Origin of the sequence: Luteimonas sp. 22616, from assembly GCF_052044325.1 — a bacterium.
Lineage (GTDB): Bacteria > Pseudomonadota > Gammaproteobacteria > Xanthomonadales > Xanthomonadaceae > Luteimonas.
The window spans coordinates 536,114-552,083 of record NZ_JBQEMW010000002.1; the positions used below are offsets into that span (position 1 = coordinate 536,114).

14 protein-coding genes are annotated in these 15,970 nt (G+C 68.5%); 8 read left to right on the forward strand and 6 right to left on the reverse strand.

Annotated features, from left to right (window positions below):
• Positions 1-261: 261 nt before the first annotated feature.
• The 5 genes from ACTJIL_RS14785 (at position 262) to ACTJIL_RS14805 (ending at position 6,142) form a co-directional block, all read left to right on the forward strand.
• Positions 262-1,845 (forward strand): alpha/beta hydrolase, encoded by a 1,584-nt coding sequence (locus tag ACTJIL_RS14785; protein ID WP_440756372.1) that lies wholly within the window; start codon positions 262-264, stop codon positions 1,843-1,845.
• A 109-nt stretch (positions 1,846-1,954) separates the two neighbouring features.
• A complete protein-coding gene (locus ACTJIL_RS14790) occupies positions 1,955-2,710 on the forward strand; it encodes an ABC transporter ATP-binding protein (RefSeq protein ID WP_440756373.1) in 756 nt (251 codons plus the stop codon).
• Positions 2,707-3,876, forward strand: coding sequence for an ABC transporter permease (locus ACTJIL_RS14795; protein WP_440756374.1), 1,170 nt, complete (start codon positions 2,707-2,709; stop codon positions 3,874-3,876). Before ACTJIL_RS14790 ends, ACTJIL_RS14795 begins: the two co-directional genes overlap by 4 nt.
• A 276-nt stretch (positions 3,877-4,152) precedes the next feature.
• A complete protein-coding gene (locus ACTJIL_RS14800) occupies positions 4,153-4,947 on the forward strand; it encodes a rhomboid family intramembrane serine protease (RefSeq protein WP_440756375.1) in 795 nt (264 codons plus the stop codon).
• Between the two features lie 124 nt (positions 4,948-5,071).
• Positions 5,072-6,142 carry a serine hydrolase domain-containing protein gene (locus tag ACTJIL_RS14805; RefSeq protein WP_440756376.1) on the forward strand — a complete coding sequence of 357 codons (1,071 nt, stop codon included), beginning with the start codon at positions 5,072-5,074 and terminating at the stop codon, positions 6,140-6,142.
• 95 nt (positions 6,143-6,237) lie between these two features.
• On the opposite strand, the gene ACTJIL_RS14810 is transcribed toward ACTJIL_RS14805, so the two are convergent.
• Positions 6,238-6,909 (reverse strand): DUF2238 domain-containing protein, encoded by a 672-nt coding sequence (locus ACTJIL_RS14810; RefSeq protein WP_440756377.1) that lies wholly within the window; start codon positions 6,907-6,909, stop codon positions 6,238-6,240.
• Positions 6,910-7,171: 262 nt separating this feature from the next.
• On the opposite strand from ACTJIL_RS14810, the gene ACTJIL_RS14815 reads away from it, so the two are divergent.
• The 3 genes from ACTJIL_RS14815 to ACTJIL_RS14825 all read left to right on the forward strand — a co-directional run bounded on the left by ACTJIL_RS14815 (position 7,172) and on the right by ACTJIL_RS14825 (position 10,475).
• A complete protein-coding gene (locus ACTJIL_RS14815; protein WP_440756378.1) occupies positions 7,172-8,878 on the forward strand; it encodes a M20/M25/M40 family metallo-hydrolase in 1,707 nt (568 codons plus the stop codon).
• Positions 8,879-9,003: 125 nt separating this feature from the next.
• Complete coding sequence (locus ACTJIL_RS14820; RefSeq protein WP_440756379.1) at positions 9,004-9,240, forward strand: hypothetical protein; 237 nt, start codon at positions 9,004-9,006, stop codon at positions 9,238-9,240.
• 209 nt (positions 9,241-9,449) lie between these two features.
• The gene (locus ACTJIL_RS14825) at positions 9,450-10,475 is read left to right on the forward strand and encodes a TIGR00266 family protein (RefSeq protein ID WP_440756380.1); all 1,026 of its coding nucleotides are present in this window, start codon (positions 9,450-9,452) and stop codon (positions 10,473-10,475) included.
• 60 nt (positions 10,476-10,535) lie between these two features.
• Here the strand turns inward: ACTJIL_RS14825 and ACTJIL_RS14830 are convergent, their stop codons facing one another.
• From ACTJIL_RS14830 to ACTJIL_RS14850, 5 genes are all read right to left on the reverse strand, one after another.
• Positions 10,536-10,910 carry a hypothetical protein gene (locus ACTJIL_RS14830; RefSeq protein ID WP_440756381.1) on the reverse strand — a complete coding sequence of 125 codons (375 nt, stop codon included), beginning with the start codon at positions 10,908-10,910 and terminating at the stop codon, positions 10,536-10,538.
• Positions 10,907-11,179, reverse strand: a complete 273-nt coding sequence (locus ACTJIL_RS14835; protein ID WP_440756382.1) for a hypothetical protein — start codon at positions 11,177-11,179, stop codon at positions 10,907-10,909. The genes ACTJIL_RS14830 and ACTJIL_RS14835 overlap by 4 nt, the downstream gene beginning before the upstream one ends.
• A gap of 137 nt (positions 11,180-11,316) precedes the next feature.
• A complete protein-coding gene (locus ACTJIL_RS14840; protein ID WP_440756383.1) occupies positions 11,317-14,118 on the reverse strand; it encodes a M14 family zinc carboxypeptidase in 2,802 nt (933 codons plus the stop codon).
• 264 nt (positions 14,119-14,382) lie between these two features.
• A complete protein-coding gene (locus ACTJIL_RS14845; protein ID WP_440756384.1) occupies positions 14,383-14,823 on the reverse strand; it encodes a nuclear transport factor 2 family protein in 441 nt (146 codons plus the stop codon).
• 235 nt (positions 14,824-15,058) lie between these two features.
• Entirely contained in the window at positions 15,059-15,868 is an 810-nt protein-coding gene (locus ACTJIL_RS14850; RefSeq protein WP_440756385.1) for a DUF5694 domain-containing protein, read from the reverse strand.
• Positions 15,869-15,970 lie beyond the last annotated feature (102 nt).

The following is a 15,970-nucleotide window of genomic DNA, read 5'->3' on the forward strand; positions in this document are numbered from 1 at the left end:
CCGCGAGCTTGCTCTTGCCCTTCCCCCTGCGAAGGCAGGGGGAGGCCGGGAGGGCGCGCAGGCACCGACGGATTTTCCGGAGAATTTCGCGTGCGCCTACGCAACCCCTCCCCAACCCTCCCCTGCCTTCGCAGGGGAGGGAGAAAAGCTCGCGGCTTCCGCCGCTCCTGCGGGGCGAGGGCCAACTCCTGTCACATCCGCCGCCAAGCCGGGTCGTGTCATTCTGACCCCTTCGTTTCCGCCCCGCTCCCGCAGGCTGCCATGTCCCGCAAAGTCCGCTTCATCCTCGTCGCGCTGCTGCTGCTCGCGTTCTTCGGCTACCGCCAGTATCGCGACCACGCCCGCGACGCGTCCGCCGACGACACACCCGCGAGCAGCACGTCCGCCAATGGCGCGGCAGCGACCAAGGCTAAGCCGGCGCCGCCGGCCAAACCACGCATGCTCGGCAGCCTCGCGTTCACGCCCTGCACGCTGCCCTCGCAGCTTGGCGCGCCAGGAGTGGAAGCGCAGTGCGGTTCGCTGCCGGTGGCCGAGAACCCTGCGATGCCGCAGGGACGCAAGGTGGTGCTCAACATCGCCTGGGTCCCGGCCGATGAGGATGGCGAGAAGGCGCCCGATCCGGTGTTCCTGCTCGCCGGCGGCCCGGGGCAGTCGGCCACCGCCAGCTATCCCGCGGTGGCGCCGGCATTCAAGGACGTGCTCAAGCAGCGCGGCGTGGTGCTGGTGGACCAGCGCGGCACCGGCAAGTCCAACCCACTGCAGTGTGAGGACATCGCCGAAGGCGAGCCGTCGCTCGACGAGGCAGCCATGCAGCAGGCGATGCTGGTGGCAGTCGAGCGCTGCCGCGACGCGCTGTCGAAGCGCGCCGACCTGCGCTTCTACACCACCACCGACGCGGTCCGCGACCTCGACGCGGTGCGCCAGGCGATCGGCGCCGAGACAATCAACCTGCTCGGCATCTCCTACGGCACCCGCGTCGCGCAGCAGTATGCGCGTGCGTATCCACGGCACACGCGCACGCTGGTGCTCGACTCGGTGGCGCCGAACGACCTGTATCTCGGCAACGATTTCGCCCGCAACCTCGAATCGGCGCTGGACCTGCAGTTCGCCCGCTGCGGCAAGATCCCGGCCTGCGCCAAGGCGCTGGGCAACCCGCGTGAACAGCTCGACGCGTTGATGGCACGGCTCAAGGCCGATCCGCCGCTGGTCACCTATCGCGACGCCTCCACCGGGCAGTCGCTGCAAGAGCGCCTGCTGCCCGCGCACATCGCCGGGCTGGCGCGGATGTACGCCTATTCGCCGATGGTGTCGTCGATCCTGCCGCTGCTGATCCACGAAGGCGCGCAAGGCCGCTACGACGGATTGATGGCGCTGTCGAAGATGCTCGGCAGCCAGCTGTCGGACCAGATGGCCTACGGCATGCAGCTGTCGGTGATCTGCAGCGAGGACGCGGACGGGCTGAAGGACGACCCCGACATGGCCGCCTCGCTGCTGGGTAACTCGCTGGTCGCGGGCCTGGTGTCGCAGTGCGACGCGTGGCCGAAGGGCAAGCGCCCGGATGATTTCCACGCGCCGCTGGCCAGCGACGTGCCGGCGCTGCTGCTGTCGGGCGAGCTCGACCCGGTCACCCCGCCCGCCTACGCGGCGCGGGTGGTGAGAACCCTGCCCAAGGGACGCGCGCTGGTGCTGCGCGGCCAGGGCCACAACGTGATCGGCGCCGGCTGCATGCCGAAGCTGTTCGCGCAGTTCCTGGACAACACGGACGCCAGGGGCCTCGACGCGAAGTGCCTCGACAAGCTGGCGTACACGCCGCCGTTCACGAGCTTCAACGGGTGGGGCCCGTGAGGCTGGGAACGGGGATCCCTGATTCGGGACTGGATGGCGCCCGAAGCGACTCCTCTTTTCCCATGACCACCGCGCTTTTCCACATCTCCAATCCCGGATCCCGAATCCCATGATCGTTGCCGAACACCTGCGCAAGACCTTCCCCGGCAAGGGCAAGGACAAGGCCCCCGTGGTCGCGGTCGACGATGTCGGCTTCGAGGCGCGCGACGGGGAAATCACCGGCCTGCTCGGCCCCAACGGCGCCGGCAAGACCACCACACTGCGCATGCTGTATTCGCTGATGGCGCCGGAAAGCGGGCGCATCGTGGTCGACGGCCGCGACGTCGCCGCCGATCCGGTTGCCGCGCGCCGCGCGCTGGGCGTGCTGCCCGATGCGCGCGGGGTCTACAAGCGCCTGACCGCGCGCGAGAACATCCGCTACTTCGGCGAGCTGCACGGCCTGTCGCGGGCGCAGGTCGACGTGCGCATCGGCGCGCTGGCCGCGGCGCTGCAGATGGAGGATTTCCTCGATCGCCAGACCGAGGGCTTCAGCCAGGGCCAGCGCACCAAGACCGCGATCGCGCGCGCGCTGGTGCACGACCCGCGCAACGTGATCCTCGACGAGCCCACCAACGGCCTGGACGTAATGACCACGCGCGGGCTGCGCGGCTTCCTCAAGGACCTGCGCGCCGAAGGCCGCTGCGTGATCTTTTCCAGCCACATCATGCAGGAGGTCGCGGCCCTGTGCGATCGCATCGTGGTGATCTCGCACGGCGGCGTCGCCGCGCAAGGCACGCCCGACGAGCTGCGCGCGCAGGCCGGCCACGACAACCTCGAGGACGCATTCGTGACACTGATCGGTTCGGAAGAGGGGCTGCACGCATGAAGGCGCTGTGGACGGTTTGCATGAAGGAACTGCGCGAGCTGTCGCGCGACCGCCGCACGCTGCTGCTGGCGCTGGTGATGGGGCCGCTGCTGGTGCCGGCGCTGCTGTTCGGGATCCTGACCCTGGCCCAGAGTCGCGCCAAGAGCCAGATCGAAAAGCCGCTGCAGATCGCCATCGTCGGCGCCGACCGCGCGCCGGAACTGGTGAAGTGGCTCGCCGCCGAGGGCATCGAACGCAAGCAGCTCGCCGGCGATCCCGACGCCGCAATCCGCAGCCAGGACGAGGACGCCTACGTACGCATCGGCGACGGTTTCGGCAAGGACTGGCAGGCCGGCAACCCGGCGCTGGTGGAGATCGTGCACGACAGCACGCGGCAGGATTCCGCGATCCCGGTGAAGCGGATCGAGAACGCGCTGCAGCGCTACGGCCAGCAGGTCGGTGCGCTGCGGCTGCTGGCGCGCGGGGTCAACCCGGCGGTGGCCGCGCCGCTGTCGGTGGCCCACAAGGACCTGTCGACGCCCGAAGCGCGGCGCGGCATGGTGATGGCGTTCCTGCCCTACCTGCTGATCCTCAGCGCCTTCATCGGCGGCGCCTACCTGATCATCGACACCACCGCCGGCGAACGCGAACGGCAGTCGCTGGAACCGCTGCTGGCCACGCCGGCCTCGCGCGGCGCGATCGTCAGCGGCAAGATCCTGGCGGCCTCGCTGGTGGGCCTGGCGACGCTGCTGTTGACCCTGCTGGCGCTGAAGATCGGCGCGCAGTTCGTGCCCGGCATCGGCAAGATGATGGACGTGCGCCTGCTGGCGATCGTCAAGATGCTGCTGATCCTGCTGCCGATGCTGTTCATCGGCACCGCGCTGCTGACCTTCATCGCCGCCGGCGCCAAGTCGGTGAAGGAAGCGCAGAGCTACATGTCGATGCTGATGCTGCTGCCGATCGTGCCGACGGTGATGCTGATGGTCAGCCCGATCCGCACCCAGCTGTGGCAGTACACGGTGCCGTTCCTGGCCCAGAACCAGATGCTGCTGAAGGTGATCCGCAGCGAACAGGTCGCGGCGCTGGAATGGGCGGTGTACTTCGGCGCCGGCTTCGGCCTGGCGGCACTGCTGTGGTTCGCGGCGACGCGTCGCTACCATCAGGAGCGGCTGGCGATCTCGACCTGAGGGCACGTCCGTTGCACTTGTAGAAGCAGCTTCAACCGCGAGATTTGTCTTTACCCCTCCCCCTGCGAAGGCAGGGGGAGGTTGGGAGGGGGTGGCCACGGATCACGGTGCTGCTGACGACACCCCTCCCCATCCCTCCCCTGCCTTCGCAGGAGAAGGAGCCAGAAGCTCGCGGCTGAAGCCGCTCCTACATGGGCTCCGATTCCACGGGCCGTCCATCTCACGGCCGGCCCGCCCCACCCTTGCATCGCCACGATTCGCCGCCATCCTCGTGCCATGCACCTGGACACGCCCGAACCGCCGCTCGACGCCGCCGCCCAGCGCCGCCACGACCGCGCGCGCCTGCTGCGCGCGCTCAAGGCCAGCCTCGCCTTCGTGTTGCTGCTCACGGTGGTGTTCTCGGCGCAGCAGTCGCTGGACTGGCGGCCATTCGCGGTGATCCCGCAGACCGCGGCCGGCCTGCTCGGCCTGCTCACCGCACCGCTGCTGCATGGCTCGCCCGGCCACCTGGGCGCGAACGCGGTGTCGCTGTTGCTGCTCGGGACGCTCGCCGGCAGCGTCTATCCGCGCGCGACGCTGCGCGCACTGCCGCTGATCTGGCTCGGCTCCGGCCTGGGCGCATGGCTGCTCGGCGCCGCGGGTTCGCACCACCTCGGCGCCAGCGGACTCGGCCACGGACTGCTGTTCCTGGTGTTCGTGCTCGGCCTGCTGCGCCGCGACCGCGCCTCGATCGCCGCGGCGATGATCGCCCTGTTCCTCTACGGCGGCATGCTGCTCACGGTGCTGCCGCGCGAGATCGACGTGTCTTGGCAGTCGCACCTCGGCGGCGCGGTGGCCGGCGTGCTCGCCGCGTTCGCGTTCCGGCGCAAGGACCCGCAGGCGCCGCGGCGCAAGTACAGCTGGGAGATCGAGGAAGAGCAGGCCGCGCTCGACGCCCAGGCCGCCGAGGCCGAACGCGACCAGTTCGAGACCGCACCGCCACGCGACGTGCCGGTACTGTGGCAACGACAGCAGCAAGAGGAGGAACGCGGCGTGGTGCTGCGGTTCCCGCGGCGGAAGGACGCCCCATAGCTTTTGTGGGAGCGACTTCAGCCTCGAGCCTTTGCTTTTTCAGGGGCCAGGCAGGGAGCTCGCGGCTGAAGCCGCTCCTACGAGGGCGCGCCCGGGCCTACCGGCTTGTGCTTACAATCGGTCCATGCGCTTCGCTACGCCCCTTTCGCTCCTGTTGGCCACGCTGCTGGGCGGCTGCGCAACCGGAGGCGACACGATGCAGTCTTCCGTCGACGCATTGATGCGCGACTACACCGGCGATGTGCCGGGCGCGGCGGTGCTGGTGCTGCGCGACGGCGAGCCGCTGGTGCGGCGCGGCTACGGCCTGGCCGACCTCGAAGCCGGCACGCCGGTCACGCCCGACACCAATTTCCGCCTGGCCTCGGTGAGCAAGCAGTTCACCGCCGCCGCCATCGTGCTGCTGGCGCAGGACGGCAAGCTGTCGCTCGATGATTCGGTGCGCAAGTGGCTGCCCTCGCTGCCCGCCGTCGCCGAGCCCATCACCCTGCGCCACCTGCTCACCCACAGTTCGGGCCTGGTCGATTACGAGGACCTGATGGCGCCCGACGCGACCGGGCAAGTGCATGACATCGACGTGCTGCACCTGCTCGAGCGCGAGCATCGCCTGTACTTCGCGCCCGGCAGCAGCTACCGCTACAGCAACGGTGCCTACGCGCTGCTGGCGCTGATCGTGGGCAAGGCATCCGGCCGGGATTTCGCCACGTTCCTGCGCGAGCGGATCTTCCAGCCACTGGGCATGGCGCACACCGTGGCCCACGAAAACGGCATCTCCACCGTGGCCAACCGCGCCTACGGCCACAGCCTGGTCGACGGCAAGTGGACGCGCACCGACCAGAGTTCGACCAGCGCGGTGCTCGGCGACGGCGGCATCTATTCCTCGATCGCCGACCTGGTGAAGTGGGACGCGGCGCTGTACGACGACCGCCTGCTCAGCGACGCCTCGCGTGCCGACGCCTTCACCCTGCACACGCCGATCCACGACGAAGCCGATGTCGACGGCTACGGCTACGGCTGGCGCATCCACGGCGACGTGCTGTGGCACTCGGGCGAGACGATCGGCGGGCGCAACGTGATCGTGCGCTGGCCGAAGCGGCATTTCACCGTGGTGGTGCTCACCAATCGCAACGATCCCGAGCCGTATCGGCTGGCGTTGAAGATCGCCGAACTGTACCTGCCGGATTCGCCGTCCCAGTAGTCCACGTAGGTCGGGGCCACGTCCCCGACACGCAAGCGCTTTCGCGAAATCTCCTGCCGCCTTCGCGAGAAAGCCGTCGGCGGCGTAACCCCGACCTACGCTTCGCCCAACCCATGGGGGCCGTTCGCCGTGACCGCAGGGCCCAGCTGCCGGTCGTGCAGCCGCGACCACAGCAGCAGCGATGCGATCGCGCCGAGCAGGCACAGGAACATGTCCCACTGCGTGTCCCAGACATCGCCCTGGGTGGCGAGGAAGGCGTCGGCATCGGCGCCGAAGGCGAGCGCGCTCCACCATTCGATCAGTTCGAAGAAGGCGCTGAAGCTCAGGCATGCGGCGAGCACGAGGTAGACCAGCCAGCCGCCGCGGCGTAGCGGCGTCAGCCGCAGCAGCAGTTCGCGCGCGAGGATCGCCGGCACGAAGCCCTGCATCAGGTGGCCGACGCGGTCCCAGGGATTGCGCTCGAAGTCGAACAGGTCGCGCAGCCAGAATCCGAGCGGCGTCTGCGCGTAGGTGTAGGCGCCGCCGTAGATCAGCACCAGCGCGTGCGCGGCCAGGAGCCAGCACAGCAGGCGCGTGAGCGGGAAGTTCGACCAGCGCCATGCCAGCAGCGGCAGCGCGGCAATCACCCAGACCACCTCGAGCAGCCAGGTCAGCCGGTCGCGGGCGATGACCAGCGACCACCCCAGCGCGAGCACCACCACGGTGATCAGGAAGACGCGTTCGATGCGGCCGGGCGGCACGGCGATGGCATGGGTTGCTGCGGTCATGGCGGGTCCGGATGCGGCTCGTTGCCGAGCATAGCCGCAGTGCATCCCTGCAACTCGTGGTAGCCGCTTCAGCCGCAATCTCCTGGCGGCTGGTCGTGGGCAGATCGATCTCCTGGCCGATGTGCTGGTTCCCTTCGCTTGTCTGCGTCAGTCGCGATGAAAAAAGCGCGCGGCTGAAGCCATCCCCGCACGGTGCCCGCGAGGCAAGCCGGTGGCGGCATGCTGTGCTAGCGTCGCGGCTTTCCAAGCCGGAACCGCCGCGATGCGCCGCGCCACCACCGCCTGCCTCCTGACCCTGCTGTGCCTGGCCGCATGCAACCGCGAAGCGCCGCCGCCGGCCGCCGACACCGCACCGGCGAAGGACGCCACGCCGGCGCCCTGGGCCGACGACCCGTCCGCGCAACGCATCGAGGCCGACGTGCGCGCGCTCTCCGACGACGCGATGGAGGGCCGCGAAACCGGCACCCGCGGCTATGCGATGGCGTCCGATCATGTCGCCAAGCGGTTCGCCGCGATCGGCCTGCAGCCGGCCGGCGATGGCGGCACGTTCTTCCAGCAGGTGCCGCTGCTCAAGGCCGTGCGCGAGCGCGAGGGTGCGACGTTCGCCGTCAAGCGCAACGGGCGCAGCATCGCGCTGCGGTTCCGGGACCAGTTCCTGCCGTCGCCCGACTTCAACGCGCCGCAGGCCGCGGTGGAAGCGCCGGCGGTGTTCGTCGGCCAGGCGGTGCATGCGCCAGCGCTGGGCGTGGACGATTTCAAGGGGTTGGCGCTGAAGGGCAAGATCGCGGTGCTGTTCGGTGGCGCGCCGGCGCGCTTCGACGACGACCGCCGCGCGTTCCATTCCTCGTATCGCGAGAAGCTGCGCGCGGTGGTGGCGCATGGTGCGATCGGCGCGGTGTTCGTCAACACCGCGCAGGACGAGGCGGGTTCGCCGTGGGCGCAGCACGCCGCCAACTGGGACAAGCCGGCGATGCGCCTGCGCGACGCCGATGGCCGCGGCATCGACACCTTCCCGCAGCTGCGCGTGGTGGCGTCTGTGAGCGCAGCAGCAGCCGACCTGGTATTGGCTGACGGCCCGCGGACCGCGGCGCAGCTGTTCGACGCCGCGCGCGACGGCACGCTCAAGGGCTTCGCCCTGCCCGGGACGATCGCGCTGGCATCGCGCACGACAGTCGAACCCATCGAATCGCGCAACGTGGTGGCGAGGCTGCCGGGCAGCGATCCCGCGCTTGGCGCCGAGCACGTGATCTACAGCGCACACCTGGACCACGTTGGCATCGGCGCGCCGGTGGAGGGCGACAGGATCTACAACGGCGCGCTCGACAACGCGCTGGGCGTGGCGATCATGCTCGAAGCCGCGCAGCAGCTGGCCGCGGCGAAGGACAAGCCGAAGCGCTCGGCGCTGTTCGTCGCCGTCACCGCCGAGGAGAAGGGCCTGCTCGGCGCCGAATGGTTCGCCACCCATCCGACCGTGCCACCGGACTCGATGGTGGCCAACATCAACATGGACATGCCGGTGCTGATGGCACCGACCACCGACGTGGTGCCGATCGGCGTCGAGCACTCCACCTTGAAGGCGACGCTGGACGCGGCGGCAAAGGACGTGGGCGTGGCGCTGTCGCCGGATCCATTCCCGGAGGAAAGCGTGTTCGTGCGCAGCGACCAGTACGCCTTCATCCGCGCCGGCGTGCCGGCGGTGTACCTGACCGGCGGCGTGGTGTCGGCCGACGCGGAAGGCGGGCGCGACCCGAAGGTGGCGCTGCGCTACTTCCTGCGCAACTGCTACCACCGCCCCTGCGACGACGCCGACACCCAGCCGATCCAGTACGGCGACGCCGCGCGCATGGCGCGGCTCAACGCGCGCATCGGGCAGCTGGTCGGCGACGCCGCCGAGCGGCCGCGATGGAATGACGGCGACTTCTTCGGCGAGATGTTCGCCCGCGGCACCAATGGCGAGGGCGGCCAGTGAAGCCGATCCGGCCAATGGCCGCGCCCTGCCTCCTTGTCGCCGTGTTGCTCGCAGGATGCGCAACAGCGCCACCGGCGCCCGTATCGGAACCGGCCACGATCGGGGTCGACGCTTCGGGGCAGGTGATGACGCTGTCCGGCCAGGTGAGCGGCATCGACAACGGCTGCTTCGCCGACGGCGAATGCTCGGTGTCGGTGAACGGCCTGAAGGTCGTCACCATGCGCGGCTGGTCGCGGGCCATCTGGGGCACGCGCGATGTGGACCTTGCCCTCGGCGACCGGGTCGACGTGCGCTGCCGCGCCACGGATGGCGGCTGCACGCTGGAGGGCAGCGACGAGTACTTCGTCCGCAAGGCGCGGTAACTCGACTTCTTGCCGCCACATCCGGGTGCAAGTGCCGGCAGGGATCCCGCAGGTCGGGACTACGCCCCCGACATTCACCTGCAAACACTCTCCCGGAAACCGCCGTCTCTTCGCGAACAAGCCGCCGGGGCGCAGCCCCGACCTGTGGCACATCGTTGGCTGTCGCAGCCGCCGTAAACTCGGCCTTCCATCCCCGAAGGACTCGCCCCATGGCCCAGTGGTACTTCAGCTCCGGCAGCAACAGCCCGCGCGTCGGCCCGCTCGACGACAACGCCGCGCACGCCCATGCGCAGCAGCATCCCGAGGATCTGTGCTGGCGCGAAGGCATGCCGGCGTGGCGGCCGGTCGGCGACGTGCCGGAACTGGCGCCATCCGCGAATGCGCCGCCGGCGACGATGCCGCCGCTGCCGTCGACCGGCTCCGGCCGCGGCCAGGCCGACGAGATCGACTACCGCATCGTCGGCGGCGACATGCAGTTCGTCGAGATCGAACTCGATCCCGGCGAGAGCGCGATCTCGGAAGCCGGCGCACTGATGTACAAGGACGCGGTGGTGCAGATGGACACCGTGTTCGGCGACGGCTCGCACGCCGGCCAGGGCGGCGGCGTGTTCAACAAGCTGCTGTCGGCCGGCAAGCGCGTGGTCTCCGGTGAAAGCCTGTTCACCACCATGTTCACCCACGCCGGCAGCGGCAAGGCGAAGGTGGCCTTCGCCGCGCCCTACCCCGGCACGGTGATGGCGATGAAGCTGTCCGAACATGGCGGCCGGCTGATCTGCCAGAAGGACAGCTTCCTGGCCGGCGCGCGCGGCGTGTCGGTGGGCATCCATTTCCAGCGCAAGATCCTCACCGGCCTGTTCGGCGGCGAGGGCTTCATCATGCAGAAGCTCGAGGGCGATGGCTGGGTATTCGTGCACGCCGGCGGCACGGTGATGGAACGGCAGCTCGCGGCGGGTGAACGCATCGACGTCGACACCGGTTGCGTGGTCGCGTTCCATTCCAGCGTCGACATGGACGTCAAGGCGGTCGGCGGCATCAAGAGCATGCTGTTCGGCGGCGAAGGCGTGTTCCTGGCCACGCTGACCGGCCCGGGCACGGTGTGGCTGCAATCGCTGCCGTTCTCGCGCATGGCCGGGCGCATGCTGGCCGCGGCGCCGCAGTCGGGCGGCAAGGATCGCGGTGAAGGCTCGGTGCTGGGCGGGATCGGGCGGCTGCTGGACGGTGACAACAGCTTCTGACACCACGAAGCCAGTCACGGGATGGGCTGCGCCCTGGCTCAACCCATCCTGCGACGTCGCTCAGAACAGCGCATGCGCCTTGAGCACGGCGTCGATGGTGTAGCTGCGCAGGTACTCGCGGAAGCGGGCGATGTCCTCGCGCTGGTAATCCTGCGGACCCGCGATGCCGATCGCAACCGCCGTTTGCGTTTTTGCGCGCTCCAGCGCCGCTGTCTCGTAGGCATCCATCTCGTGCTTGCAGCCGGCGAACGCGCCCTCGGCGATCTCGGCCGCCGAAGCCTGCGTCGACTTCGCATACTTGCCCGCGTACTGCGCGTGGCAAGCCAACACCGAGGCGGCCGCGTCATCCGCGGCGGGCAGCGCTGGCTCGGCGGCGCAGGCCGGGCCTGCGACCAGGAGCGTGGTGACGATGGCCAATGGCAACAGACGCTTCACTCTGCGCGATCTCCCAGTGACTCCGGATCGGCATCCGGCCTGGTTTCGATTGTGATCTCGCCCCGGCCTGGGCCTGCAATGCGATCGGCGATATCGAACACCGCGCGCGCGAGATGGGCCAGCACCACCAGCACCAGGCCGCCGGCGAAACCGGCGCACATCGGGATCAGCAGGGTCAGCAGCATCTCCGTCCGGGCCAGGCGCGTGCCCATGAGGATGGCCAGCGCCACGCAGGCGAACATGGCCAGCCAGCCGATCGCGGCCAGCATGGCGGCCAGCTTTCGCGAGGTTCCATAGCGCGTCATCCGGTGTCCTCCCTTGCGCGGGTCCCGACGCAGCCGCGCGGAACCCGTCCGTTCCATCGGCGCTGCGATCCATGAGCGCCGACGCCCGATATCGCCACAGCTTACCGCTGTCCGGACTCCCGCTGCCCCGCCTCACCCCGCGCCGGCCCGCGCGACTCGCCCAGCCGGTCGTGGTGGAGGATCGCGTTGAACACCAGCGGATAGCTGCCGATCGTGCCGCCGCGCCAGATCGGGTTGATCGCGAACAGCAGCACGTTGCCGGTTCCGTAGCGCGCGTTGACCACCGCGGCGCGCCCGGCGAGTTCGTCGGCGCCGTCGAGCAGGCCGGACACCAGCAGCTGTTCGGCATCGGCAAAGCGCAGCACCACCTGCGGCCGCTGAGCGGTCGGGATCACCCAGGGGTTGTTGCGCGCCTGTTCCTCGTTCAGCGCGGTGGCTTCCCATCGCTTGGGGTCGGGCAACGCCGCCGCGGCCACGAACGGCCGGCCCTGCGGCATGTCGACGTCCTGCTTGCTGCCACGGCCGGTGGGCCGCTCGAAGTCCCTGGCGGTCGCCAGCCCGCGCTTCGACGGCGCCCCGCCCGGCGTCGCCAGATTCGAGACCTGGAACGACAGGCCACCTTCGCTGTAGACCGCCAGCTCGTCGCGGTTGTAACCGTCGGCCACCGGGTGCTTGCGATCGACGAAGTCCGCCTGCAGCACGCTGCCGACGACCTTGAGCTTCTCGGTGGGCGCAACGGAAACGCCGGGCGCCAGCCCCACGTCGATCGCGAACACCGCGCTGTCCCCCGCCGCGACCAGCAGGCCGCCTTCGGCAACGAACTTCTTGAGGTTGGCAACGCCCGTCTCGCCCATGCCCGGGCGCATGTCGTCGGTCGCATCGATGCGGCCGAGGTTGGGCGTGAGGTCAGTCTTCTTCCAGGGCAGCGCGTTGCCCCACATCGGCAGGCCGTCGATGATCTGGCGCGTGTTGCCGCGCCCGACCGGCGCGAACAGGATCACGTCGTACTTCGCGCGCAGGCTGGCGTCGTGGGTGATGTCCTGGGTGCTGATGTAGGTGTACGGCACCTGCATCCTGTCCAGCTCCATCCGCCACCAGCCTTCGGTCTGGGTGCTGAGCCAGGTGTGCATCAGCGCGATGCGCGGCAGCGGCTCGCCGGCGGCCGGCACGTCCACGCTTGCCAGCCCCTGCGGAATGGCGATCGGGTCGTCGACCGGCTTCATCGGCGCGTCCAGGAGCGAGGCGTCCGTCACCCGGGTGAGCTGCACGTCGAACAGGTCGCCCATCGACCAGCCAGTGTCGTCGTACGGCGCGTCGTACTTGTCCTTCGGCGACCAGTACTGGCGGTCGAGCAGGGTGTCGGCAATGCGCGAATACGGCTGGTCCATGCGGACCACGTAGCTGCCGGCGGGGAACGTGCGCTTGCCCGCGGCGGCGCCGGTTTCCTTGCCGGCCTCGTTCTTCCGTTCCGGCTCCTTCACCGTGGCCGCCGATGCCAGGCGGCTGACTTCCACATGCTGCAGCTGCAGGATCCGCAGCAGCCGCGCCTGCGATCCGCTGCGCTTCTCGCTGGCCGGAAAGACGTAGGCGGCAGGACCCGATTCGAGCGGCTTTTCGATCGAACGCTTGCTCTTGGCGTAGAAGTTGCGCAGGAACATCGGCGCGTTGTCCGCGAAATAGTGCAACGCGGTCAGCAATGCAGACTGCTGGTAGTTGTTGTTGTTGCGCGCCGACCACAGCACCTCGGGCCACGGCGGGTTGGGCCGGTACCAGGTGCGCGAGTACTCATTCGGCCGCAGGATCCGCTTGACCGTGTCCGCGCCGTCGTTGCCGTAGGTTTCGTAGAGCCGGCTGATGCCGTTGTGGGTGGCCGCCATGAACATCAGGTAGCCCGGGCTCCAGGTGTCGAACTCGCCGTGCGTCCACACTCCCGGCATGCCCATCTGCGTGAGCTGCTGGACGTTGTTCCAGCCCAGCTGCTGCCACTCGCCGACCAGGATCGGGTCGATCCAGGCGTTGTACGGGCCGGTGCCGATGGTGTTGTCGTACAGGAATGCATACGACTCGTGCAGGTCGTGGATCACCTGCGCACGCTGTCCGACGTAGGTATCGAGCACGCTGCGGCTGAGGTTGAGCGTCAGCCCCATCGCGTCGCGGTTGTTGTCATGGGCGACGTAGTGGCCCCAGTAGGCGAGCGAGGGATAGGTCTTGCCGGGGTTGGCCAGGTGCCAGTTGTAGACGTCGACCTTGCGGTCGCGTCCGTCCACTTCCACGACCGGCGTGATCAGGGTGATGACGCTGGAGCGGATCTTGCGGATGTACGGCGCCTCGTCCACCGCCAGCCGGTAGCCCAGCTCCATCAGCGCGGTCGGGGAGCCGGTTTCGGTGGAGTGCAAGGAACCGGTGATGTAGTAGACCGGCGTGGACTGCGCGATCAGTGCTTCGGCCTGCGCGTCGTCCATGTCGATCCGACGCGGGTCGGCCAGCTTCGAGAGGCGCGCGGCGTTGGCGTCGAGGTTGGCGATCAGCGCCTCGTCGGCGATCGCCACGGCGATCATCTCGCGGCCTTCCTCGCTGTCGCCGATGTGAAGCACGCGCACCCGCGGGCTGGCTTTCTCCAGCTCGCGGAAGTAGCGGTGCACGTCGGCGCTGTAGGGCAGCCAGCCTTCGGCGCCGGCGATCTTGCCGAAGACCTGCAGCGGCGTCGGCACCGTGTCCGAGGCGGGCAGGTAGTCGGTGAGGGGCGAGTTGAGCGCAGGGTCGGTCGTGTACTTCGTGATCAGGTCGGTGTAGGTCTGGTCGATCGCCTGGTCGGGCGCGCGCGCGTACCCGGGTGGGGCGTCGCGACCATCGGCCGCGGCCGCAAGCGCTGGCGCGAGTGCCAGGATCAAGACCAACAACATGCGAAATTCGCGCACAGCCACTCCCCTTGGGTTGATGCAACGTGTCATTGCGGGCATCGGGCTCCGGCATGGTGCCCCATCCCCGGCAAGTGCATGCGGCCGGCAGCGAAACGCGATGCATGCGGCACCGATTGCGGCCATGCCTTCCAATGAACGACGAACCAGTGCGCAGCTGCCCCCATCGCAAGCGCCCTGCAACGTCAATGCCGTGCCTGTGCCACTTGAAGATCGAGGGGCGTCGCCGCGCTCGACCCGTCCTGTGGCCTATCCGCCGCCACCGGACCACTGGTCGCGGATGGTGTAGACGACGGAGAAGATCTTCCAGCCATCCTCGGTGCGGACGAGCTGCCACATCTCGCGGCCCCAGTTCGTCTTCTTCCCGTTCGCCAGGAAGGTGTAGTCAAACGAGACCGAGGCGATTTCGCCGTCGGTATCGATGCTGACATTGGAAAAGGTTTCTTCCCGCTGCTCTTTCGTGGCGACGGCACCATCGATCAGGCTGACGAAATTGTTGCCCGGGATCTGCCGGGCCTTGATCGCATCCGGCTTCGTTTCCCGTATGTGCTCGAGCCGCGCGTCTTCGGAGACGAACTGCCAGCCGATGTCCTCCGGCTTGTCGGAGAAGAACAGGCGCATGTAGGCCGCCTTGTCCTTGTTGACGAGCGACGTCCTGAACGCCTCGACGACCTGCTCGATCGCGGCCACGTCACGTGTGTTGTCCTCCCGCTTTACGGGAACGGACTGACAGCCGGTGAGGGCGACGCAAAGCAACAGCCAGCGAAGGGGGCGCCTTGGCACGCGAAGGGTCCTGGTGCGGATGGAGGGCCGGCTCCGGGGTAGCAGCCGTAGAGGGAAAGCTTGGCGATACCCATCGTACCGTTGTCGGATCAATGAGTGTCGCGACGCCCCATCCAGCCGACGGCTTCAACTGCCCGCCCTCTCATTCGGATAGCCACTCCATGGGGTCATGGACGCGATAGACCCCGGAGTCGGCCGCCAGTTGACGCAGATGGTTGCCGTGGCCGGCGCCATAGATGACGAGCACCCTGTCGCCTTCCCGTGTCTTTCTGACGATGTCATTGAAGATGTAGAGGTTCCTTCCGAACCACGACTGCACCCAGTTCGCCCCCACGGGATCGGATCGCGTGCCCAACATCCCGATCCTGTAGTAGGCCTGCGCGTTCTCCGCGAGCCAGGCGTCCGAGTTCAGACGCTTCAGCATGTCCAGGATCGTCCCATCGTTGAGGACGGCCTGGTCCTGGTCGTTCATCGCCTTGCCGATCGCCATGTGCTTGTCGTACTGCGCCTGCTGGTGGTGGCGCTCGACGGCCTTGACGTAATCGATGCTGCCCTCGTCCTTGATCGGACCATCGCCGTTCCAGTCCACCGCATGCACGGTCTCCAGCCCCACGTCGCAGGCAATCCTGAATCCGAGTTGCTCGACCTCGTTCCTGGTGAGCGGACGGGCGCCTTCGCATGAGGCCGTGAACGCCTTGCCGATCTCCTCCTGCCGCGCCACATCGGCTTCCACCATCACCCTGGTCGGCCGATAACGCTTGATGAGGCGCACGACCTCCGCGATTTCGCGCTGCCGCTTCCCGCTGCGGACGTCATCTGCTTCCATGTTGTGCACGTCGCGCCCCGGGTTGTTCATGTGGTAGCTGCCAATGAACAGGAGATCGGCGCGTGGCTGGCTGGCCTGCGCGTCGGTATCGGCAACGACAAGGCCCGCAAGGAGAATCAGGACCATGGCGAACGGTCTGGAATACAGCATGCTCGACCTCACGACGCGATGACCTGTGGTTTTGATGCGGTCGCGTCGTTGATGGTTTGAAGCGCCTCCCCCAAGGCG

What these genes read in the sequence shown, in the direction of transcription:
- ACTJIL_RS14785 (WP_440756372.1), top strand. Translation starts at nt 262, where the DNA reads ATGTCCCGCAAAGTCCGCTTCATCCTCGTCGCGCTGCTGCTGCTCGCG.
- ACTJIL_RS14790 (WP_440756373.1), top strand. Translation starts at nt 1,955, where the DNA reads ATGATCGTTGCCGAACACCTGCGCAAGACCTTCCCCGGCAAGGGCAAG.
- ACTJIL_RS14795 (WP_440756374.1), top strand. Translation starts at nt 2,707, where the DNA reads ATGAAGGCGCTGTGGACGGTTTGCATGAAGGAACTGCGCGAGCTGTCG.
- ACTJIL_RS14800 (WP_440756375.1), top strand. Translation starts at nt 4,153, where the DNA reads ATGCACCTGGACACGCCCGAACCGCCGCTCGACGCCGCCGCCCAGCGC.
- ACTJIL_RS14805 (WP_440756376.1), top strand. Translation starts at nt 5,072, where the DNA reads ATGCGCTTCGCTACGCCCCTTTCGCTCCTGTTGGCCACGCTGCTGGGC.
- ACTJIL_RS14810 (WP_440756377.1), bottom strand. Translation starts at nt 6,909, where the DNA reads ATGACCGCAGCAACCCATGCCATCGCCGTGCCGCCCGGCCGCATCGAA.
- ACTJIL_RS14815 (WP_440756378.1), top strand. Translation starts at nt 7,172, where the DNA reads ATGCGCCGCGCCACCACCGCCTGCCTCCTGACCCTGCTGTGCCTGGCC.
- ACTJIL_RS14820 (WP_440756379.1), top strand. Translation starts at nt 9,004, where the DNA reads ATGACGCTGTCCGGCCAGGTGAGCGGCATCGACAACGGCTGCTTCGCC.
- ACTJIL_RS14825 (WP_440756380.1), top strand. Translation starts at nt 9,450, where the DNA reads ATGGCCCAGTGGTACTTCAGCTCCGGCAGCAACAGCCCGCGCGTCGGC.
- ACTJIL_RS14835 (WP_440756382.1), bottom strand. Translation starts at nt 11,179, where the DNA reads ATGCTGGCCGCGATCGGCTGGCTGGCCATGTTCGCCTGCGTGGCGCTG.
- ACTJIL_RS14840 (WP_440756383.1), bottom strand. Translation starts at nt 14,118, where the DNA reads ATGTTGTTGGTCTTGATCCTGGCACTCGCGCCAGCGCTTGCGGCCGCG.
- ACTJIL_RS14850 (WP_440756385.1), bottom strand. Translation starts at nt 15,868, where the DNA reads ATGGTCCTGATTCTCCTTGCGGGCCTTGTCGTTGCCGATACCGACGCG.